Raw genomic sequence first — 22982 nt, 5'->3', positions numbered from 1 at the left:
GGTGACGAGCGCTCCAATGATAGGTAAACAGAGCAGACTTTGGTTTACGATCGGTTGTGCGGCATTACTCGTTCTCATGCTAAATTATCAGCCTATCCAGCATTACATAAGCGTCGTCAAGAATAAACAGGTTGTGACAGCGGATAGCACCCTTGATGAGCGAGCACGGCTTGTGAGTCTGATTGAAAAGTGGAAAGAAGGCAGGGAAGAATTGCCTGTTGACGCTGTTTTTGACAAAGACTGGAACTCTGCAGTTCCTGGCTATAACGGCCGTATAGTGGATGTAGAAGCCTCTGTTAACAAGATGCTGGCAGCAGGAGCGGCGAATCCCGGCATGATGGTATACAAGGAAATTACACCTGCCGTCTCGCATGATCAACTGGGAGTGTTACCAATTTATCGCGGTAATCCGAAAAAACCTGCGATTTCTTTCATGATTAACGTGGCTTGGGGCAATGAGTATCTCGACTCTATGCTGGACACATTGGACAAACACAAGGTTAAGACCACGTTTTTCCTGGATGGCTCATGGGTAAAAAGATACCCGGAAGAGGCTAAAAAGATCGCAGCACGCGGACACGAAATCGGAAATCACGCCTATTCCCATCCAGATATGAAAACACTGGGTGTGCAGCGAATTCATCAGGAAATCAATCGGACACAAGAAGTAATTTACAATACACTAGGAATAAAACCCACTCTCTTTGCACCACCTTCAGGTTCGTTTAATCAAAGAGTGGTCCAAATAGCCAAATCCCCTTTTGAAATGCAAACGATTATGTGGACTGCAGATACAGTAGATTGGCAAAAACCATCTCCCGCTTATGTCATCAAGAAAATCTCACGTTTAATGGGGAATGGAGTGCTTGTGCTAATGCACCCGACTGCAGCTTCCGAAGCAAGTCTGGATCAGCTATTGACCATCGCCAAGCAAAAGGGACTTGTGCCAACAACCGTTTCTGAAGTGATTTCAAGCGCCCGTCTACCGTAGAGTGAAAACGTGATCATTTGTTGTGGAGACAAGGGAAGTTTGCTATAGTTAAACGTGTTTCCTACAATTTCCCTGAAGTTTGGATAGAGAAAGATGATCAGCTGAGGAGGATTTACGTGATACTACGTCATACATGTGAAAACGGTCTTAGAATCGTAACGGAGAAGATTCCATCAGTTCGCTCTGTTGCACTAGGCATCTGGGTCGGGACCGGTTCGAAATATGAAAACGATCTGAATAACGGGATTTCCCATTTTCTGGAGCATATGTTTTTCAAGGGCACAACTACCCGTTCCGCCAAAGAAATTGCGGAAACCTTTGACGAGATCGGCGGTAATGTAAATGCCTTTACGTCCAAAGAGTACACCTGCTACTATGCGCGTGTGCTCGATCAGCATGCGCCGATCGCGTTAGACGTTCTTTCAGATATGTACTTCAACTCTGTGTTTGACCCGGAAGAGCTGGAAAAAGAAAAAAATGTAGTCATTGAAGAAATCAGCATGTACGAAGATACGCCAGATGATCTCGTTCATGACCTGATCGCCCAAGCTTCTTATAGCAAACATCCATTGGGGTATTCCATCTTAGGCACAGAGGATGTCCTGAAGAGTCTCAAGCGGGATGATTTGATCACCTACATTGATCAACGGTATTTACCTACAAACACAGTGATCACGGTAGCAGGTAACTTTGAGGATAGTTTGATTGAAGAAATCGAAAAACGTTTCTCCGCTTTCAGCCGTTCATCGAATGCTGCAACGCTCTCCACGCCAGATTTTGCGGCAAATGTCATGGCTCAGCAAAAAACGACTGAACAGGCGCACCTATGCATCTCACTCCCGGGCTTCCAGGTAGGACATCCCGAGGTGTATTCCCTCATTTTATTGAATAACGTGCTGGGCGGCAGTATGAGCTCGCGACTCTTCCAAGAAATTCGGGAAGAAAGAGGTCTGGCTTACTCCGTTTATTCCTACCATTCTTCTTACCAAGAGGCAGGAACCTTTACTGTTTACACGGGTACAGCGTCAGAACATGTCAGTCAGGTATTCGATATTGTATCGCATGTGCTTCGGGATGTAGCGGATCACGGAATTACGGATAAAGAGTTGAACAAAGGCAAGGAGCAGTTGAAAGGAAGTTTGATGCTCAGCTTGGAGAGCACAAACAGTCGCATGAGCCGTCTTGGTAAGAATGAACTGCTGCTCGGACGTCATCTTACGTTGGATGAGATGATTGCAAAGATTGACCGCGTATCTCACGAGTCCGTGCATGCTGTTGCCCAGCAACTTTTCCGTTCCAAGTTGGCCATGGCAATGGTGAGTCCGCTAGAAGGCTTCCCTGAAAATGTAAAAAACGATATCCTTTTATAGAAGCAAAACGTGAACTGCAAAAATCCGGCATAGGCCGGATTTTTTTGCGTATATCAACAGTAAATCAAAAGGACAAAGGGGGTAAAGAAATGCGTTTGAGTGAGCTGGGAGGCAAAGAAATCATTGGTTTAGATACAGGAGAACGGATGGGTGTGATCAGCAATTCAGACCTAGTTATCCAAGCGGAAAACGGAAGTATACAATCCATTATTTTACCGGGAGGCAGCTTTTTCGGATTGGGCAAGAAACGAGAGGATATTGTCATACCGTGGAGCGCGATTGTAAAAATTGGGCCCGACATGGTCATCATCCAATTAAATCAACAGGAGACACAAGCTTCTCAAAAGTAGGCTCCACTGTCACCTAACGATTGGGAAACGAATAGGATGGGGGTAGACCGCATGGATTTCAGTCAACTTTTTCAAATGGAAAACCTTTGCGTTTCGATCATTTAATGCAGTAAAATGTGTGGAAAGGGGAACGCAGCATGCTAACGGGCATACATGTTGCCTTCATCGGCGGAGACGCTCGCCAGTTGGAAGTAATCAAGCATTGTATACAACTGGATGCTAGCGTCACGTTAGTTGGCTTCGACAACCTTGAAAGCAATTTTACAGGGGCAACGAAGAAACCATTAACATGCGATGTGTTGAAAGACGTTGACGCCCTCATCCTTCCCATCGTAGGGACTGATGACCAAGGCTTTGTGGAAAGCATCTTTTGTTCCAAACAACTGCAACTGCAAGATGCGCACGTAGCCAGCTTGCCGAAGCATTGCGTAGTTTATACGGGAATGGCAAAGTCGTACCTAAAAAAGCTGTTGGCTCCTAAACAGATTCCTTTGGTGGAATTGCTGGATCGTGACGACGTAGCTATCTATAACTCCATCCCGACAGTGGAGGGAGCACTCATGATGGCGATTCAGAATACGGATATTACGATTCATGGATCACAGTCAATTGTCTTGGGATTAGGTCGTACTGGTTTGTCCATGGCCCGGGCGCTGCATGCTTTGGGAGCGCGAGTGAGAGTGGGGGCTAGGCGTCAGGAACACTTGGCACGCATTTATGAGATGGGATTGACTCCCTTCCATATAAGCGACGTAAGGCACCAGGTGACGAATGCTGATTTCATTTTTAATACCATCCCAGAAGTTTTACTGACTGCAGAAGTTATCGCTCAGATGCCACAATCGGCGTTTATTCTTGACCTCGCATCCAAGCCGGGGGGCACTGATTTTCGTTATGCCGAAAGACGAGGCATCAAAGCGCTTCTCGCTCCCGGACTACCTGGTATCGTTGCACCAAAGACCGCAGGACAAATCCTAGCCCAAACATTGTCTCGTCTTATTGCGGAGCAAAGGATAACCAGGGGGGATAGGGCATGAGTATACTTCAGGGAAAGACCATTGGTTTTGGGTTGGCAGGCTCGCATTGTACCTTAGAGGAAACCATGCCGCAAATAAAGCGGTTCGTAGATGCTGGGGCCCGGGTGGTTCCGATCGTTTCGAATACGATTATGACTACGGATACCCGTTTTGGTACATCTCAAAGCTGGCAGCAACAGATAAAAGATTTAACAGGAGAAGAGCTGATTTCTACGATTCCCCAAGCGGAACCGCTGGGCCCCTCTAAGCTGTTAGATGTCATGTTGATTGCGCCATGCACAGGCAGTACAACGAGTCGTTTGGCTAATGCCATTACGGACAGTGCTGTTTTGATGGCTGCCAAAGCGACGATGCGTAACTTGCGACCAGTCGTACTTGCAATCTCCACCAATGATGGTCTGGGATTAAATGCAGCCAATATTGCCAAGCTGTTGGCTGCGAAGAACATTTATTTCGTTCCGTTCGGGCAAGACGCTCCTGATAAAAAGCCAAACTCGCTAGTTGCACGCATGGATCTATTGCTTGAGACATGTGGAGCTGCCATGGAAGGTCGACAACTGCAACCCTTGCTCATCGAGAGATTCAACTACTAAAAGACTACAGAAAAAACCAATTAACCTGCTTTTTCGCGATTAGGAGGAGAGTAAGAGATGGCTAACCAACTGACTTTCAATGTAGCTGTAGTCGGTGCTACCGGTGCTGTAGGACAGCAAATGATTCAAATTCTAGAAGAGCGCAATTTTCCGATCAAACAACTCAAGCTGCTTGCTTCTGGACGTTCCGCTGGTAAGACGGTAACGTTCAAGGGACAAAAAATTGTTTTGGAGGAAGCAACGCCTGAGAGCTTTGCCGGAATTGACTATGCCCTGTTTAGTGCTGGTGGGTCTATCAGCAAGGAGTTAGCTCACCACGCTGTGCGCCATGGTGCAGTCGTTATTGACAACACTAGTGCATTCCGAATGGATCCTGAGGTTCCTTTGGTCGTTCCGGAAGTAAACATGGATGCTGCGCTCGCGAATAAAGGAATTATTGCGAATCCGAATTGCTCAACAATTCAGATGGTAGCCGCTCTGAAACCCTTGTATGATCGTTTTGGCATAGACCGAATCATCGTTTCAACCTATCAAGCTGTATCTGGTGCGGGTCAATCGGCGATTAATGAGCTATTGACCCAAAGCCGCGATGTTTTGGACGGCAAGGAAGCAGAATGTAATGTCCTTCCTGTAGGAAAGTTGCCTGTTCACCATCCAATCGCTTTTAATGCGATTCCACAGATTGATGCATTTACAGAAAATGGATTTACTTATGAAGAAATGAAAATGATTAACGAGACGAAAAAAATCTTCAATGATGAAACAGTATTAGTTTCTGCCACATGCGTGCGAATCCCGGTCGTCTATGGACACAGCGAATCCGTGTATGTTGAGTTGAAACAGGATTATGATTTGGCAGAAGTGAAAGCGCTGCTGGAAAATGCTCCGGGTGTCGTATTGGTAGACGTGCCAGAAGAGCAGCGCTATCCGCTTGCTACTGATGCAACCGGCAAACTCGATGTATTCGTGGGCCGCGTGCGACGCGATCTCCATCATCCTCGCGGGCTGCATATGTGGATCGTTTCTGACAACCTTCTCAAAGGTGCGGCATGGAATACGGTGCAAATCGCAGAAGAACTCATCAAAGCAAGAGCATAGGGGAGAGGTTTGTGAAGATTCTCGTCCAGAAGTTCGGTGGTTCTTCCTTGACGACGGAAGATTGCCGGATGAGGGCAATCTACCATATGGAAAAAGCGATCGACGAAGGCTATGCCCTAGTCGTTGTCGTGTCGGCGATGGGTCGTAAAGGCGATCCCTATGCAACCGATACACTTTTGCAGTTAGTTCGCAGTAATGGACACCAACTGCCAAGTCGAGAAACGGATATGCTAATGCATACCGGTGAAATCATTTCAGCAACGGTCATGTGCAGCATGCTGCATGCACGCGGGATAAAAGCGACGATCTTATCGGGTGGTCAGGCAAACATCGTCACCAGCGATGATTTTTCAAATGCACAGATCATCTCGATTGATCCCGGCCGTATCTTGCAAGACCTGAAAGCGGGCCATGTCGTGATCGTACCAGGTTTTCAAGGGCGAACAGCCGAGTGGGAGATTACGACATTAGGACGCGGGGGCAGTGATACGACTGCTACTGCTCTTGGAGTTGCCTTGCAAGCTGAAATGGTCGATATTTTCACCGATGTCGAAGGCATTATGACTGCAGACCCGCGAATTGTGGAGGAAGCGCAGCCTCTTTCCATGGTTACGTACACAGAGATTTGTAACATGGCTCATCTGGGGGCGAAGGTTATTCACCCCCGGGCCGTGGAAATCGCGATGCAGGGAAACGTGCCAATTCGAGTCCGCTCCACATTTTCGGACGACCCCGGTACACTAGTTACCACGATGCACGAAATGGGTAAGCTAGGGTATACGGTTCACGATCGCATCGTTATGGGGATTGCCCACGTACCTAATATCACCCAGATTAAAGTCGCCAACAAGGAAGGGTACTACGATACACAATTGCAAGTTTTTAAAACAATGGCAACCAACAACATCAGTGTTGATTTCATCAACGTGAATCCATTAGGTGTCGCCTATACTGTGCATGACGAAATGGGGCCAAAAGCAGCTGGGCTGTTAACAGAGATGGGGTATGAGCCTCAGCTGTTGCCTCACTGCGCAAAAGTATCAGTGATTGGGGCAGGGATGACAGGAGTGCCGGGTGTCATGGCACAAATCGTCGAGGCTTTGACGCAAGATGACGTTCAAATTCTTCAATCTGCCGACTCCCATACGACCATCTGGGTACTTGTGCACGAAATGGATATGGTGAAAGCAGTGCGAGCACTTCACCAACAGTTTCATTTACATGCACACCACATGTGAGCGATAATCATATAAAAAAATAATACCTACTGATCACGAATAGAGGAGTTGGAGAGGTAGTGGCACGTTTTGGCCGACTGGTTACCGCTATGGTAACGCCATTCAATGACCAATTGCAGGTTGATTACGAGAAAACAGAGCACCTTATTGATCATTTAATAGCGACAGGCAGTGAAGGTATTGTCATTTCTGGAACAACAGGCGAATCTCCCACGCTTTCAGGTGCGGAAAAGCTCGCACTGTTCAAGCATGCGGTTATGTATGCAAAAGGAAAATGCCATATTATTGCTGGAACCGGCAGCAATGATACCGCTGCGAGCATTGAATTTACGCAAGCAGCACAATCCGTAGGTGTCGATGCAGTTATGCTTGTTGCTCCCTATTACAGCCGTCCATCACAAGAAGGGCTTTACGCGCATTTTAAAGCACTGGCTGACTCTACAGATTTGCCAGTCATGCTGTACAATGTGCCTGGCCGCTCAGCGGTAAACATTACAGCTCAGACTACTCTGCGTTTGGCAGAGTTACCTAATGTTGTATGCGTCAAAGAAGCATCGGGCAATTTAGCTCAGATGGCACAAATCATTGAGCACGCACCAGAGGGCTTCGAATTGTATAGCGGTGATGATAGCTTGACCTTACCGACCCTATCAATTGGTGGAGTGGGTATTGTCAGTGTAGCCAGCCATGTTGTTGGCCGCCAAATGACAGATATGATAAATGCATTTTTAGCAGGGAACCATGCAGATGCAGCAAGCTTGCATCGCAAGTTGATGCCGGTATTCGAGGGCTTATTCGCTTACCCAAGCCCTGGGCCAACGAAAGTAGCCCTGGAAAAGCTGGGGATCGAAGTAGGCGGTGTTCGCCTGCCACTCGTTGAATTAAACGAGCAGGAAAAAGCGTTTGTTCATTCTTTGCTTGTTTAACTGGATAGAAGAAAAAGGGCCATTCCATGGGGGGTGGCTCTTTTTCCTTGTGTTAAGGTTTTCACTTCGGGTATAATGATAACAAGTGATTTGGGGCGGTTTATTTGAGTGGACATGACAACTAAATATAGGAGGTTACACGTTTTGGCAAAATCGAATCACTCTGTTCTCATTTTTGCCCTGGGCGGAGTTGGCGAAATTGGGAAGAATATGTACGTGGTACAATGCGATGATGATATCGTCGTTATTGATGCCGGATTGAAATTCCCGGAAGAAGAAATGCTGGGGATTGATATGGTTATTCCAGATATATCTTATCTGGAAGAGCATCGGGACAAGGTTCGGGGTATTATTATTACGCATGGACACGAAGACCACATCGGTGGCCTAAGCTACGTGCTGAAGCACTTGAACGTTCCAGTTTATGCGACAAAACTTACCCTTGGATTAATTGATGCAAAATTAAAGGAAGCGGGCATCCTAAGTGATACCAAACGCGTGTTGATCAACGGTGATTCGGAGATTGTCCTCGGCAATATGAAAGCGACCTTTTTCCGTGTGAATCACAGCATCCCTGATTGTGTAGGAGTATGCCTGGAAACAGCGGAAGGGTACGTCGTTCACACGGGTGACTTCAAATTCGATCAGACACCAGTAAACAATCAGATGGCTGATTTGGCTAAAATGGCCATGATCGGTGACAGAGGGGTACTATGCCTTCTTTCTGACAGCACGAATGCTGAGCGACCTGGTTTTACTGGATCGGAGCGTTCCGTTGGTATTGCGATCAAGGATGTGTTTTCGAAAGCATCTGGTCGCATTGTCGTTTCTACCTTTGCTTCCAATGTTCATCGGATTCAGCAGGTAGTTGATGCCGCAGCGCAATTCAACCGAAAACTGACAGTGGTCGGCAGAAGTATGCAAAACGTAATCAACATCAGCAGGGATCTGGGATATCTCCTGGTCCCTGAAGGGTTGATTGTTGAAATCGATGAAATTAACAAATTGCCTGCAGAACAAGTCGTTATCTTGTCAACTGGAAGCCAAGGAGAGCCCATGTCTGCGCTCACTCGTATGGCCCGATCCGCCCATCGGAAAATTGACATCCTTCCAGGAGACACGGTTATCATCGCTGCCACTCCCATTCCAGGGAATGAAAAATATGTGGCGCGCACGATTGACCAGTTATCTCGAATCGGTGCCGACGTAATTTACGGCGGCCATGGACCAAACGGAACCGTCCACGTCTCCGGTCATGGCAGCCAAGAAGAATTGCGTCTCATGCTGAACTTGATGAAACCAAAGTACTTTATTCCGATCCATGGCGAATACCGCATGCTGAAAAGTCATTCACTGCTTGGTGAACAAGTAGGAATTCCCGAGGAAAACATCTTCTTGCTGGATAATGGCGATACGGTGGAAATCTCGGGAGGCAAAGCGAGATATGGTCCCAAGGTGCATGCAGGCAATGTCCTGATTGATGGCCTGGGTGTTGGGGATGTAGGAAATATTGTACTAAGGGATCGCAAATTACTATCTCAGGATGGAATTCTGGTAGTTGTCGTTACACTCAGCAAACAAAATGGCACGATTTTGTCTGGTCCAGACATCATTTCCCGCGGTTTCGTCTATGTACGCGAATCAGAGGAGCTCTTGGATGAGGCTAATCGCATAGTGACCCAAACACTTGTCAAATGCATGGAAGAAAATGTGAACGAATGGTCATCCCTGAAAAATAATGTGAAAGAGGCGCTCGGTCGCTATTTGTACGAACAGACGCGTCGACGTCCGATGATCCTTCCGATTATCATGGAAGTGTAAATCAGATTGTGCTGAAAAGCTGGAACTCCTTCTTCGTAAATGGAGCTCCAGCTTTTTTATATGCTTCCATCGGTGCATTTTTTTCCCTTTCCTTAACCATACTACAGAGGAAAGTGAGGGAGGATCAGCCATGTCGAAGCAACAATTCAGCGATTTCTTGAATCGCCCACCATTTGCCGGAACGTATACAGACAATAGCAAAGAGGTTCTACCGCAACAGCTTTCCTCTGCTGAAGAACAGGAACCTTCTGTCGCACCTCCTGATGAAACACCAGCATCGGAGGATCCAAAGAAGAAGCTGCTTGACTCAATTACCCAACTAGGTCAAACCAATGTGCCGCAGCTGGAAAGCAATATTTATTGTATGAGTATCATCGGACAAGTAGAAGGCCATATTCAACTACCTCCTCAAAACAAAACAACCAAATATGAGCATCTCATTCCGCAGCTTGTAGCCGCCGAGCAGAATAATAAAATTGAGGGTGTGCTTGTTATCCTCAACACAGTGGGAGGAGACGTAGAAGCCGGACTCGCGATTGCGGAAATGGTCGCCTCGCTATCCAAACCGGTCGTTACGCTGGTGTTGGGCGGGGGACACAGCATAGGCGTTCCGATTGCAGTTGCTGGCAACTACTCCTTTATTGCGGAAACAGCAACCATGACGATCCATCCGATTCGTCTGACAGGACTTGTCATTGGTGTTCCGCAGACGTTTGAGTATCTCGACAAGATGCAGGATCGTGTGGTCAGCTTTATCGCCCGTCACTCCGATGTTTCGGAGCAAAAGTTTCGCGAGCTGATGACCCGCACAGGAGAGTTGACACGTGATATAGGTACGAATGTAATCGGGGTAGACGCCGTGAAATACGGCTTGATCGATGAAGTCGGGGGCCTCGGCAAGGCGTTGAAAAAACTGAATGAACTCATTGAAAAGGTTCGAAACGGCGAGGAAGGTGTCTTGCAATGATTTTCTATTCCATCATTCCGATGGAAACCGTTTTTGCCAATATGGAACAGGTAGAAAAGCAAGAGCTGAAAGAAATCGTGAACGGTCATGCGACTATGCTTGTAGAGCAGACCGGTCCGTTTGAAGGGCGTATTGTACGGCTTATCAGTCCTGATCCTCAAGACTATTTAAAGCCCCACTATGCGCCCGGACAAACCATTCGATTTCAGCCGGAATGGCTTGGCTAAGAAGTCCTGTATTTCTATGAATTTCCTGTGTTATACTAGTCATGTACGAACAGCAGCCGAACAGCAGACGGCTGCCTTTTTACCATTTTGTACGTAGACAGTGAAAACACTAGGAGGAGGCGTGCCAGTGAGTAGGAGAAAACGAGAGCGGTCGCAAGCGGCATTGGCCTCGGTTGTCAAAATAGAGCTGCTGGGACTTTTGATCATCGTCTTATCCCTGATCGGTTTATTGGAAAGTGGGTGGCTGGGTAAAAACGTGCTGGCCTTTATATTCCGCTTCATCGCCGGATCATGGGACTTCATTATTCCTGTTTTATTGATCGGAATGGCGATACATATGATGTTTACCCGAAAGTCACCGCGCATCACGTATCGGGTGCTGGGGATCTTATTGATTGCGGTGGGCATCTTTACCTGGGATCACATGATGCTGTTCAAGCAGATTACAGCTGATGGGAAGTTTGCAGAGCAGAGCATTGTACGAGTCACGTGGGACAGACTCTGGCTGGATCACAGCCAAAAGGTTTCCACAACCGGTGTTGGCGGCGGAATGGTAGGAGCCCTTGTATTTGCCGTCTGTAACGGGCTGGTAGGTACAATTGGTACAGGCCTCATCATTGTGTTCTTGTTCCTGGTCGGTCTGATGTTCTTGTTTAATCTGTCCTATGTGAACATCCTAATGTTCCTAAGAGACAAAATAGAGCAAATGTACGGCAAGGCAAAGGACACGGTAAAAGACTCCGTCCAGCTCCTGCAGGAGGAAAGTGAGAAGCGAAAACAGGAAGCCAAAGAAGCCGTGGAGGCTCGCAAGCAAAAGCAAGAGGAAGAAAAACAGGCTGTGGCCGTTTCTGTTCTAAAAGAAAATGCTTTGCCAAGTACCCACCCGGATGAGCAGGATACAGAGCCGGTCATTCCCGTTATCCGTGATTTTGCCGACCGAATCGCGCAAGATGATGAAGAGGAACCGAGTACCGTCCGGCAAAAGTCTGCCTCTCCATCTCCGCAAGCGAACCAAGAAATCGTTTTTGCCCTGGAGGGAGATGAGGAGATCTTGGGTACGCTGGAAACGGAGAGTGGGCTACCCGCGGTGCCTTATGAGCTCCCTAGTCTGCAAATGCTCTCCCGCCCGCGAGCGAGCGCTGGTGGCAAAGATGTCGACCATACATCCAATGCAAATAAATTGGTTCAGACGCTGAAAAGCTTTGGAGTCAACGCTACTGTCTCTGAAGTACATAGAGGACCGGCAGTTACCCGTTATGAGGTACAGCCGGCCACAGGTGTAAAAGTAAGTCGAATTGTTAGCTTGACGGACGACCTGGCACTTGCTTTGGCTGCAAAGGATATCCGTATCGAGGCACCGATTCCAGGGAAATCAGCTATTGGGATTGAGGTGCCGAATTCAGAAGTCGCTGTCGTTTCTTTGCGAGAAGTGCTGGAAGCGCCGCAATACCAAGATGCTCCCGGCAAACTGACAGTTGCTTTGGGAAGAGATATTTCAGGAGAGCCCATCGTAGCAGACCTGACGAAAATGCCCCATCTTTTAGTTGCCGGAGCGACAGGAAGCGGAAAGTCAGTATGCATTAATGGTCTCATTATGAGCATCTTGTTCAAGGCCAAGCCAGAAGAAGTGAAGCTGATGATGGTCGATCCGAAAATGGTGGAATTGAATGTATACAACGGAATTCCACACTTATTGGCACCCGTAGTAACCGATCCACGCCGTGCTTCTGTTGCACTGAAAAAAGTAGTGTCAGAGATGGAACGCAGATACAATTTATTCGCCAAAACCGGCAGCCGAAATATCGAAATGTACAATGCCCAAGTGGAAGGGGCGCCACTGCCCTATATCGTCGTGATCGTCGATGAGCTGGCAGACTTGATGATGGTTGCACCCGGTGAAGTCGAGGACGCGATTTGCCGACTGGCGCAAATGGCGCGTGCTTCGGGTATTCATTTGATCATTGCTACTCAGCGCCCATCTGTTGATGTCATTACAGGTGTCATCAAGGCAAATATTCCGTCCCGCATCGCGTTTGGAGTATCATCTATGGCGGATTCCCGCACGATTTTGGATATGGGTGGCGCAGAAAAGCTGCTGGGCAGAGGTGATATGCTTTCCTTGCCAATGGGAGCGTCCAAACCGATTCGCGTCCAGGGGGCTTTTGTTTCCGACAAGGAAGTCGAGGAAGTTGTCCGTTTCGTAAAAGAACAGCAGGAAGTGCGTTACAACGAAGAAATGATTCCGGGAGAAATGCAGGAAGAGCAGCCAGCTGTTGTAGATGACGAGCTGTACGATCAAGCGGTGCAAATCGTTTCAGAAGCACAAACAGCATCCGCATCACTCTTGCAACGTCGTTTGCGAGTCGGATATACACGGGCGGCTCGGCTCATCGACATGATGGAAGCAAGAGGGGTGGTAGGTCCTTACGAGGGGAGCAAACCTCGGGAAGTACGCTTGCCAAGACCTTCAATCGAGAGCAATATTTCGTAGCAGGAGAACAGCCTTAGTAAAAATTATTTTATAATGGGCGAGTTGACTTAGAGTATTTTATGAATATGCACTTTTATTCATAAATATTTGGCTTGCATGATACTCGCCCCTAAGGTAAAATTCTTAGAGATTGAAGGAAATTGTTGTATCACGTCTCATACGAATCAGAGGTCTGACGTCCTACCTGTTGGGATGGCTAAAGGACAGCAGGAGTGAATGACGATGAGCATCAAAGGGAATGTTCGATCACTTTGTCTCTTGGTAATGGATAAAATCAAGAGCGATATCGAATCGGGGCAGCTACGTGCAGGAGAACGCCTCCCTTCTGAAGCCGAGCTGTCAAAACAGTTAGGCGTAAGCAGGGCAACACTTCGCGAAGCACTCCGTCTTCTGGAAGAGGAGAAGATTGTCATTCGAAGGCACGGAGTAGGAACCTTTATCAATTCAAAACCTGTTTTTTCCGGTGGAATTGGGGAACTCTTTAGTGTGACGGATGCAATCGAACGTCAAGGCTATACGGCAGGAACAATGATCCTGAAGACATCCTTTGGCGAGTCTGCTGAAGAAGAGAGGAAACGACTTTCCTTAAATCCGGGCGAAGGCGTGCTCATGGTAGAACGCGTTCGTACGGCTGACGGAGAGCCAGTAGTTTACTGCGTTGACCGCATTCCTGCTCATCTGGTACCGAAGGGCTATACAGCAGGGGGAGAGTCAATCTTTAAATGGCTGGAAAGCGTGACAGGGGTGCGCATTGCCTATGCGGTCGCTCAGATTGAACCGATGGGCTACAATGAAAAGGTTTCCAATCTGCTGCATTGCGACAAATCCACACCACTGCTCTTGCTGAAGCAGATTCACTATGACGAAAGTGAACGGCCAGTGCTTTACTCCCACAATTACTTCAGAGCTGATAAAATTCACTTCCACGTCGTTCGAAGACGGTTGTAACCGTGGGGGCAACCTCACTCAACAATTTCATTCTACTAAAAACAGGGGGTATTCTCAGATGAAAAAAGTTCTATCCGTGCTTTCTGTGGCAACTCTCAGCCTGTCTCTCGTTTTAGCTGGCTGCGGTAGCAAACCAGAAGCACAGCCTCAAGGACAGACTGGTGCAAGCGGAGGAGCAGCTGGCGGTTCCGCTCCAACGATTAAGGTCGGTATGGTTACTGACGTTGGTGGCGTAAACGACAACTCCTTTAACCAGAGCGCTTGGGAAGGTCTGCAAAAACTGCAAACCGAACTGAATCTCCCGAAAGACAATGTAAACTTTCTTCAATCCACAAGCGATGCTGATTACGTACCAAACTTGACTCAATTTGTAAAAGACAAATGGGATCTGACTTGGGGTATCGGCTTCTTGATGGGTGACCACCTGAAAAAAGTGGCTAAAGATAACCCAGAGTCCAAACTCGCGATCATCGACGCGGAAGTTGAAGCACCAAACGTTGAATCTGTTCTCTTCAAAGAGCACGAAGGTTCTTTCCTCGCTGGTGTTGTAGCTGCGAAAATGTCTAAAACGAAAAAAGTTGGTTTCGTGGGTGGCGTAGAAATCCCCGTAATCAAACGTTTTGAATTGGGCTTTGAGGCTGGGGTAAAAGCAGCAGATCCTAGTGTTCAAGTAATCAAAGTATACACTGGTGCATTTGACAAACCGGACGTCGGCAAGTCTACTGCATCCCAAATGTACGGCCAAGGTGCTGACATCATCTTCCACGCTTCCGGCGGAACTGGTGATGGCGTGTTCAACGAAGCAAAAGACCGCAAAGCAAAAGGTCAAGATGTATGGGTCATTGGTGTAGATAAAGACCAGTCTCTGACATTCGGTGATGAAATCACACTGACATCCATGGTAAAACGCGTTGATGAAGCTGTATTCCTCGTATCCAAAGACCTGACTGAAGGTAAATTCGAGGGTGGAAAAATTAAATGGCTCGGTCTTGCTGAAGACGGTGTAGGCTTGGCTTCCACTTCCACCAAAAACGTTCCTGAAGACGTTTTGAAACTGGTTGAAGAGTACAAGCAAAAAATCGTTAAAGGCGAAATCACTGTACCTGATAAGTAAAATACATTGAAGCTGCAAACGGACAAGGCTAGTTCTTGCAACTAGCCTTGTTCTTTACCTTCAAACTAGACCCACAAAAACGGGGGGAACATGGTTGAATCCGGTAAAGAAAGTTGTTGAAATGCGTGGTATTACCAAGCGTTTCCCAGGAATCATTGCAAATGATAGGATTACGTTGTCTGTGAAGCATGGGGAAATTCACGCGCTTCTCGGAGAAAATGGCGCGGGCAAGTCTACCTTAATGAACATTTTATTTGGTTTGTATCAACCCGATGAAGGCGAGATCCTCATCAATGAAAAGCCTGTTAAAATCACAAGCCCCAATGTAGCAAACGAGCTAGGTATTGGTATGGTGCATCAGCATTTTATGCTAGTTGAAACATTTACAGTAACTGAAAACATTGTTTTAGGAAATGAACCGAAAAACGGGTTACAGATAGATATCCGGCACGCAGAGAAAGAAGTTGAAAAGCTTTCAGACAGATACGGGCTTAAAGTTGATCCGCGAGCCAAGATTCAAGATATTTCTGTTGGGATGCAACAGCGTGTGGAGATTTTGAAAACGCTTTACCGTGGTGCGGACATTTTGATTTTCGACGAGCCGACCGCAGTATTGACCCCGCAAGAAATCCATGAACTCATTGAAATCATGCATAACTTGGTTAAAGAAGGTAAAACCATTATCCTGATTACCCACAAGCTCAAGGAAATTATGGCGGTTTGTGATGCGGTTACGATCATTCGTCGGGGAAAAGTAATTGATTCTGTATTGGTTCAAGATACGAATCCAGACGATTTGGCAGCAAAGATGGTTGGACGTGAGGTGAGCTTCCGTGTTGACAAAAAAGCTGCCGAGCCAAAACAGACGATCTTGGCTGTTGAAAACGTTACGGCAATGGGGAACCGCGGAGTAAATGCGCTCAACAGCATTAACCTGGAAGTACGTGCTGGTGAAATCCTGGGGATTGCTGGCGTAGATGGCAATGGACAGAGCGAACTGATCGAAGTACTAACGGGATTGCGCAAGGCGACAAGCGGTCGTGTCCTTCTTAATGGTAAAGAAATCACTAACCAAACACCTCGTACTATTTCGGAGTCCGGCTTATCCCATATTCCGGAAGACCGACATAAACGGGGACTGATTCTTGATTTCACCATGAGTGAAAATATGGTAATGGAAACCTATTTCCATCCAACGTTTAATAAAAACGGTTTTCTCGATTATGGCGCCATTGACAAGCATGCGGCAAAGCTCATCGAAGAGTTTGACGTTCGTACACCAAGCATTTATACCCCAGCACGCGCTCTTTCCGGCGGTAACCAACAAAAGGCGATCATTGCTCGCGAAGTGGACAAGAATCCTGACCTCTTAATTGCGGCTCAACCGACTCGTGGATTGGACGTTGGGGCTATTGAGTTTATCCATCGTCGCTTAATCGAACAACGGGATAATGGCAAAGCGGTACTCCTCCTCTCGCTGGAGCTGGATGAGGTTATTAACGTATCTGACCGAATTGCGGTTATCTACGAAGGACAAATTGTTGGTATTGTCGATGCCAAGTCAACAACCGAGCAAGAACTCGGCTTGATGATGTCTGGCGGAAAAGGGATGGATGGAGGGGAGAAACGATGAATAAAGTGATCGCAGTCTTTACAAAAGAATCGTTCCTCGTTCCTCTTGTTGCAATCGTTCTGGGCCTCTTGACTGGAGCTGTGGCAATGCTTGCTGGTGGTTTCAATCCTGTCAAAGCTTACGTTGCTCTCTTGGAAAAAGTATTTGGCAGTGCGTATAACTTCGGGGAAACCATTCGGCAAATTACACCGCTCATCTTTACAGGTCTTGCAGTAGCGTTTGCGTTTCGGACGGGCCTCTTCAATATCGGGGCGGAAGGGCAATTTATTGTAGGGATGGTTGCTTCCACAGCAGTAGGTGTTTCCTTTGATCTGCCGGCTTATATTCATGCTCCACTTGCAGTGATTGCCGGTGCGGTCGCGGGTGGTCTGTGGGGATCTATTGCTGGCTACTTGAAAGCAGCACGAGGTGTAAATGAAGTTATTACCAGTATCATGCTGAACTGGGTTGCTCTTTACTTCGCAAACTGGGTGATGAATGCATTTTTTATCCCGGCAGGGCAGCAGCGCTCTGAAATGATTAGTGATTCAGCAGTGATTACAATCGGTTGGCTCTCTACTATGTTTGACAGTGCTCGTTTGCACTGGGGAACACTCATTGCGATACTGGCAGCTATTTTCTTTTACGTCATCCTTTGGAAGACAAAGTCTGGTTACGAATTGCGTGCGGTTGGTTTGAACCCACACGCTTCTGAATACGCAGGAATGAGCGTAAACCGAAATGTGGTAAAGGCCATGTTCATCGGTGGTATGTTTGCAGGGATTGGTGGGGCATGCGAAATTTTAGGTGTCTTCCACTATCAAGCAATCATGACTGCGCAGCCGGGTTACGGATTTGACGGAATCGCTGTCGCTTTGATCGGCGGAAATACTCCACTGGGTGTTGTACTCGCAGCGATTTTGTTCGGGATTTTGACGTTCGGGGCAGCGGGAATGAAGTTCGGCGCTGGTGTGCCAGTTGAATTGATTCGTGTCGTGATCGCTTCCGTTATTTTCTTCGTGGCAGCACACGGCATCGTGAAGATTTTTGTGAAACCAATCTTGAAGAAGAAAAAGGAAGGTGGAAACTGATGGATTGGGGAGTCATTCTTAGCAACCTGGTTCATGATACCATCGTGTTTTCCACGGCCTTGATTTTTGCGTCATTAGGTGGACTCTATTCGGAGCGTTCTGGCGTAGTCAACATCGCGCTAGAGGGCATGATGATTATCGGAGCGTTTACCGGTGCGGTTGTCACTTATGCTTTTCAAGATTCTCTAGGGAGCGCCGCACCTTGGATCGGATTTTTAGCGGCGGGGATCGGTGGAGCGATTTTCGCACTTCCCCACGCTGTTGCCTCTGTATCCTTTAAAGCGGATCAAACGGTAAGTGGTGTTGCCTTGAACTTCTTGGCGGCTGGTCTGTCTGTTTATTTAACCAAAATCATTTTTAATGGTGCGGGTCAAACAACTACACTGAGTCAAGTTTTTGGCAAGTGGAGCATCCCGTGGCTGCATGATATTCCGTATTTGGGTCATGCCATTTTTGAGGCCTATCCGACGAGCTATTTAGCGTTTATCTGCGTTTTCCTGACGTGGTATCTGGTGTTTAAGACTCCGTTTGGCTTGCGTCTACGCGCAGTTGGCGAGCATCCGCGTGCGGCAGATACGGTCGGGATTAACGTGAAGAGAATGCGCTATACAGCAGTCATGATAAGCGGTGCTCTGGCTGCATTGGGTGGAGCTACTATTTCACTTACCACAACCAGTAACTTCTCTCATAATACCGTTTCTGGTCAAGGCTTTATTGCCATTGCCGCTTTGATCTTTGGGAAATGGCATCCCGCTGGCGCCATGGGAGCAGCATTGTTCTTTGGTGTCGCTCAGGCGATCAAATCTCTAGTCCAAATCTTTGGCTTGACCAAGTACGTACCTACGGAATTTATCTTTATGCTTCCGTATGTATTGACGATTCTCGTCATGGCTGGTCTGGTTGGTCGTTCAAGTGCTCCAGCAGCTTTGGGTAAACCGTACGAAACGGGCTCCCGCTAGTTGACAAAATTTAGCGTCTAGAACCTGGCTCTTTCCCTGTGCGATAATTTTTATTGTGAATTCGCGCGGGGAGGGGATTTGATGAACCGCTGTTTACATACGAACAGCAGTCTTCTTTGGCCCAGGCTTCTAGGCGCTTTTTTTGTTTGTCTGAGCCTTTGCTTTGGGTTGTTTGATAAGGGTGGTGTAGCTTTGGCAGAAGAGCCGGGGCCAACGGTATCCTTGGTCATAAACGGAAAGGGTGTCTTTTCTGATGTGAAGCCGTTGCGGGAAAATGGTCGTATGCTTGTGCCGATCCGTACTGTTGCTGAAGCAACTGGCGCTGCAGTCGGGTATGACGCTGCCACGAGACAAGTCACACTTGGAGAAAAGGGCAAGCATGTATCGTTGATCGTGAACAGCCGAATCGCTTATGTCAATGGAAAGCGCTTTACCCTCGATGTACCACCGAAGATAGTAAACAAGCGTACAGTGGTGCCCATCCGCTTTGTCAGTGAGGCGCTCGGATACCGTTTACATTGGGATGGAACCGCAGGTGTTGCGCAAATAGAATCTCGTCCAGCCGAGGATTTGGTTGCTTCGGTCAAGGCAGCATCCAATCCGTATGTGGTTCAACCAGGAGATACACGTAGCGAAATTGCACTTCTCCAAAGCAGCTACCTATTTCCTTTTGACAATCGTAGCTGGTACGAACCGTATGGTGATAGTTTTGGCTCGGATCGTGAATGGACAGAGAGCAACAGTGGAAGTGTACGCAGACATGAGGGGATCGACATCATGGCGCCAAAAGGCACACCAGTCTATTCCGTTTCTGCGGGAACCATTAATCGTGTCGGGTGGAATACATATGGGGGCTGGCGGGTCAACATTACGGACAAGAACGGACAGTTTCGCATGTATTATGCGCATTTGAGTGCTTTTGTTCCAGGATTGCGCATAGGCGATTCAATCAAGGCAGGACAATTGATCGGATTTGTCGGGGATACAGGTTATGGTGGTACGGGCACGGTTGGGATGTTTGCACCCCATCTTCATTTTGGGCTCTATCGAAACGATGACGGTCGAGCAGTCGATCCTTATTATTACCTGCGCTATTGGGAACAAAATAAAGTAGTAAGTCCTTTTTCATAATGGGACAGACTAGACGAAGAACATCCTTTTGAAACAGGGAGGGCTTCGTATGTGGACATGTCCTTATTGTGGTGGAAATCATGGCTTACCGTTTCATGATGAACAGCTGGATGGCATGCTTTGCCTCACTGCCGACTGCGGACGATTTGTAGAGGAGAATGTCATACCGGAAGACCCCAGAGAATGGGACTATATGGACTTGTAACCCGTTAAGGAGCAAGCTGTGCTGGATTCGAATGCACGGTTTGTTCCTTTTTTCATAGGAAAAATTCAATACGCTGTCGAAGCTGTTTGAAGAGTCGTAGGGATGTGCTCAGGTGCATACGTTGATAACAGGAAAAAGACATTGGAAGATTCTGATGCTTGATGGCCTGCCAATTGGTTACAATAGAGGAGTAAGCTGATGGAGAAGGGAGAATGGGATATGAGTGCGCAAACAACTGAAATCACGTTTCAAAGCTCCCATGTAAATGGGATGAACGTACATATCCTTCCGACTGCCAAGTTCAAAACAACCACCATTGTGACAATGATTGAACAGGCCTTGTCGGAGGAGCACGTAACAAAAACGGCCTTACTTGCCATGGTAATGAAACGGGCAACAGCCCGATTCCCTGAGACAAAACTGCTGCGTGCGCATCTTGATTTTCTGTATGGTGCTATTTTTGACGTAGACGTTATGAAAAAAGGGGAGCGTCAAGTCCTGCAAATTTACATGGAAGTTCCAAATGAGAAGTACCTGTCCAAGGATACTACTCTTTTGGGATCAGCCATACAGTTTGTCGGAGATATGTTAACGAGACCTCATGTTGAAAATGGCTCCTTCCTCGAGAAGTACGTCTCACAAGAAAAAGAAACACTGCGCAAGCGCGTGGAGAGCCTGATTGATGACAAAATGAAGTATGCCAATCAGCGTGTGACTGAGGAAATGTGCAAAGGAGAACCCTTCTCGCTGCTTGTTCAGGGAAGAGTAAAGGATTTGCCTGCTATTACAGGTGAGGAGCTATACACCTATTTCCAAGAAATCACAACATCAAACCCGATCAATATGTTCGTCGTAGGTGACGTGGAGCCGCAAAATGTATCTGAGCTCATTCGAACGTACATTCCTTTAGAGCGTTCCGCTGTGAAAACGCTCCAGATTGACAATACGGCAAAACAAGTTTCAGAAGAACGGGAAGTTATTGATCGTCTAGATGTCAATCAAGCAAAGCTCAACATCGGGTGCCGCACACAAATTACCTACAAAGACGACGATTATCCTGCTCTGCTACTGTACAATGGTGTTCTTGGTGGTTTTCCTCACTCGAAGCTCTTTGTCAACGTCCGTGAGAAAGAGAGTCTTGCCTATTACGCTGTTTCCAGGTTGGAAAGTCATAAGGGCATTCTCATGATCATGTCCGGAATTGATGTCAATAAATATCAGAGGGCTGTCGAGATCATCAAGGAGCAGCTCGGCCTCATGCAAAAAGGAACAATCTCCGACGAAGAAATGAATTTGACGCGTGCTACCTTGTCCAATCAGTTCCGGGAGCTGTTGGATAGTGCCCGTGGCATGATTGATTTTACCTACAATGGAGTCATTAGCGGGCGAGCGCGGCAACTGGATGAGTTATTGCAAGCGATCAACGGCGTGACCATTGATGACATCAAAAAGGTAGCCGATAAGGTGAAGATAGATACGATCTATCTCTTGCGGGACAAGAAGGGAGAGGCACAATGATGCAGACGACCGTCTTTGATCAAGTAAACGAAACTGTGTATCATGAAACACTTGAGAATGGACTGCAGGTATACCTAGTTCCAAAGCAAGGGTTTAGCAAGACCTATGCCGTCTTTACCACCCGCTACGGCTCGATTGACAGCCATTTTCGGATGCGAAACGGTGAAGAAATCAATGTCCCAGATGGAATTGCCCATTTTCTCGAGCACAAGATGTTTGAGAAAAAAGATCGAGATGTCATGCACGAATTTAGTAAAAATGGCGCGTCATGCAATGCCTTTACGAGCTTTAATCGAACAGCATACCTTTTTTCCTGCACAGACAATTTGGATGACAACCTGAATCTGCTTCTGGATTATGTACAAGATCCGTATTTTACTGATGCCAGCGTGGAAAAAGAAAAGGGCATTATCGGTCAGGAAATTACGATGTACGATGATAATCCGGATTGGAAGGTTTACATGAACCTGCTCAAGGCCATGTACAAAAATTACCCAATCAATATTGAAATCGCTGGGACAATTGAGACTATATCGCATATCACCAAGGAATATCTTTACCAGTGCTACGAGACGTTTTATCACCCTGCCAACATGCTGCTTTTGGTGGTTGGATCCTTTGAGCCGGAAGCGATGATGAAGTTGATTCGCCAGAACCAGTCGAGCAAGGAATTTCCTCCTGCTCCCCAGATCACCAGACTTTTTCCGGAAGAACCGCCTGAGCCTGCCCAGGCCAAAGTCGAAGCGTTCCTGACCGTCGGCTTGCCCAAGTGCATGATCGGGATCAAAGAACGGGAAAATGGACTCACCAAAGAAGCCTTGTTAAAACGTGAGCTGACCACTAAACTGATATTGGACCTCGCGTTTGGCATCAGCTCTGCTGTTTACGAGCGTCTGTATGACAGTGGGTTGATCACGGAAAGCTTTGATTTTGATTACAGCAGCGAGCAGGATTATGCCTATACAATTATCGGCGGTGATACACCTGATCCTGATCGGTTGGTTGCGACCATCAAAGCAGAGATCGAACAATTGAAGCAGACAGGCGTCAATCAGGATGACTTTGAACGTGCAAAACGGAAGAAAATCGGCAATTTCTTGCGTTCGTTGAATTCAGTTGAATATATCGCCAATCAGTTTACCAGCTTCAAATTTAATGGAAACGATCTGTTTTCCGTGGTGCCGACGCTAGAGTCGATCACCCGCGAAGATGTTGAACAACGCTTGAAAGAGCATTTTGTGCCTGAACAGATGGCCATCTCCATCGTTCGTTCCGCTTCGCCACAGGAGTAGTGA

21 protein-coding genes are annotated in these 22982 nt (G+C 47.2%); all 21 read left to right on the top strand.

Going from position 1 to position 22982, the window contains the following annotated elements; genetic code table 11:
• Positions 1-16: 16 nt before the first annotated feature.
• The 21 genes from ACIFQN_RS18685 (at position 17) to yfmH (ending at position 22979) form a co-directional block, all read left to right on the top strand.
• Entirely contained in the window at positions 17-991 is a 975-nt protein-coding gene (locus tag ACIFQN_RS18685; RefSeq protein WP_429834529.1) for a polysaccharide deacetylase family protein, read from the top strand.
• A gap of 116 nt (positions 992-1107) precedes the next feature.
• A complete protein-coding gene (locus tag ACIFQN_RS18680) occupies positions 1108-2361 on the top strand; it encodes a M16 family metallopeptidase (RefSeq protein ID WP_429834528.1) in 1254 nt (417 codons plus the stop codon).
• Positions 2362-2450: 89 nt separating this feature from the next.
• The gene (locus ACIFQN_RS18675; RefSeq protein WP_429834527.1) at positions 2451-2711 is read left to right on the top strand and encodes a YlmC/YmxH family sporulation protein; all 261 of its coding nucleotides are present in this window, start codon (positions 2451-2453) and stop codon (positions 2709-2711) included.
• 137 nt (positions 2712-2848) lie between these two features.
• Positions 2849-3748 (top strand): dipicolinate synthase subunit DpsA, encoded by a 900-nt coding sequence (gene dpsA / locus ACIFQN_RS18670; protein ID WP_429834526.1) that lies wholly within the window; start codon positions 2849-2851, stop codon positions 3746-3748.
• Positions 3745-4341, top strand: a complete 597-nt coding sequence (locus ACIFQN_RS18665; protein WP_429834525.1) for a dipicolinate synthase subunit B — start codon at positions 3745-3747, stop codon at positions 4339-4341. Before dpsA ends, ACIFQN_RS18665 begins: the two co-directional genes overlap by 4 nt.
• Before the next feature lie 57 nt (positions 4342-4398).
• Positions 4399-5439: an aspartate-semialdehyde dehydrogenase gene (locus ACIFQN_RS18660; RefSeq protein WP_429834524.1), complete on the top strand. Its 1041-nt coding sequence runs from the start codon at positions 4399-4401 to the stop codon at positions 5437-5439.
• An 11-nt stretch (positions 5440-5450) separates the two neighbouring features.
• The gene (gene dapG / locus ACIFQN_RS18655; RefSeq protein WP_429834523.1) at positions 5451-6677 is read left to right on the top strand and encodes an aspartate kinase; all 1227 of its coding nucleotides are present in this window, start codon (positions 5451-5453) and stop codon (positions 6675-6677) included.
• A gap of 59 nt (positions 6678-6736) precedes the next feature.
• A complete protein-coding gene (gene dapA / locus ACIFQN_RS18650) occupies positions 6737-7603 on the top strand; it encodes a 4-hydroxy-tetrahydrodipicolinate synthase (RefSeq protein WP_429834522.1) in 867 nt (288 codons plus the stop codon).
• 144 nt (positions 7604-7747) lie between these two features.
• Positions 7748-9424, top strand: coding sequence for a ribonuclease J (locus tag ACIFQN_RS18645; RefSeq protein WP_429834521.1), 1677 nt, complete (start codon positions 7748-7750; stop codon positions 9422-9424).
• Positions 9425-9554: 130 nt separating this feature from the next.
• The gene (locus ACIFQN_RS18640) at positions 9555-10391 is read left to right on the top strand and encodes a ClpP family protease (protein ID WP_429834520.1); all 837 of its coding nucleotides are present in this window, start codon (positions 9555-9557) and stop codon (positions 10389-10391) included.
• Positions 10388-10618, top strand: a complete 231-nt coding sequence (locus tag ACIFQN_RS18635) for a YlzJ-like family protein (RefSeq protein WP_429834519.1) — start codon at positions 10388-10390, stop codon at positions 10616-10618. The genes ACIFQN_RS18640 and ACIFQN_RS18635 overlap by 4 nt, the downstream gene beginning before the upstream one ends.
• A gap of 121 nt (positions 10619-10739) precedes the next feature.
• On the top strand, positions 10740-13109 hold the full coding sequence (locus tag ACIFQN_RS18630; protein ID WP_429834518.1) for a DNA translocase FtsK: 2370 nt from the start codon (positions 10740-10742) through the stop codon (positions 13107-13109).
• A gap of 222 nt (positions 13110-13331) precedes the next feature.
• Positions 13332-14057, top strand: a complete 726-nt coding sequence (locus tag ACIFQN_RS18625) for a GntR family transcriptional regulator (protein ID WP_429834517.1) — start codon at positions 13332-13334, stop codon at positions 14055-14057.
• A gap of 58 nt (positions 14058-14115) precedes the next feature.
• Entirely contained in the window at positions 14116-15171 is a 1056-nt protein-coding gene (locus ACIFQN_RS18620) for a BMP family lipoprotein (RefSeq protein WP_429834516.1), read from the top strand.
• A gap of 121 nt (positions 15172-15292) precedes the next feature.
• On the top strand, positions 15293-16804 hold the full coding sequence (locus tag ACIFQN_RS18615) for an ABC transporter ATP-binding protein (RefSeq protein ID WP_429834914.1): 1512 nt from the start codon (positions 15293-15295) through the stop codon (positions 16802-16804).
• On the top strand, positions 16801-17874 hold the full coding sequence (locus tag ACIFQN_RS18610) for an ABC transporter permease (RefSeq protein ID WP_429834515.1): 1074 nt from the start codon (positions 16801-16803) through the stop codon (positions 17872-17874). Before ACIFQN_RS18615 ends, ACIFQN_RS18610 begins: the two co-directional genes overlap by 4 nt.
• Positions 17874-18833, top strand: a complete 960-nt coding sequence (locus ACIFQN_RS18605; RefSeq protein WP_429834514.1) for an ABC transporter permease — start codon at positions 17874-17876, stop codon at positions 18831-18833. The genes ACIFQN_RS18610 and ACIFQN_RS18605 overlap by 1 nt, the downstream gene beginning before the upstream one ends.
• Positions 18834-18914: 81 nt before the next feature.
• Positions 18915-19964 (top strand): stalk domain-containing protein, encoded by a 1050-nt coding sequence (locus ACIFQN_RS18600; protein WP_429834513.1) that lies wholly within the window; start codon positions 18915-18917, stop codon positions 19962-19964.
• A 49-nt stretch (positions 19965-20013) separates the two neighbouring features.
• On the top strand, positions 20014-20169 hold the full coding sequence (locus tag ACIFQN_RS18595; RefSeq protein ID WP_429834512.1) for a hypothetical protein: 156 nt from the start codon (positions 20014-20016) through the stop codon (positions 20167-20169).
• A 219-nt stretch (positions 20170-20388) separates the two neighbouring features.
• Positions 20389-21687 carry an EF-P 5-aminopentanol modification-associated protein YfmF gene (gene yfmF, locus ACIFQN_RS18590; RefSeq protein ID WP_429834913.1) on the top strand — a complete coding sequence of 433 codons (1299 nt, stop codon included), beginning with the start codon at positions 20389-20391 and terminating at the stop codon, positions 21685-21687.
• On the top strand, positions 21687-22979 hold the full coding sequence (yfmH, locus tag ACIFQN_RS18585; RefSeq protein ID WP_429834912.1) for an EF-P 5-aminopentanol modification-associated protein YfmH: 1293 nt from the start codon (positions 21687-21689) through the stop codon (positions 22977-22979). The genes yfmF and yfmH overlap by 1 nt, the downstream gene beginning before the upstream one ends.
• Positions 22980-22982 lie beyond the last annotated feature (3 nt).

Source organism: Brevibacillus sp. NRS-1366, assembly GCF_050467985.1.
Note: the sequence above shows the minus strand (reverse complement) of the source record. Positions and strands in the feature narration are given on the sequence as shown.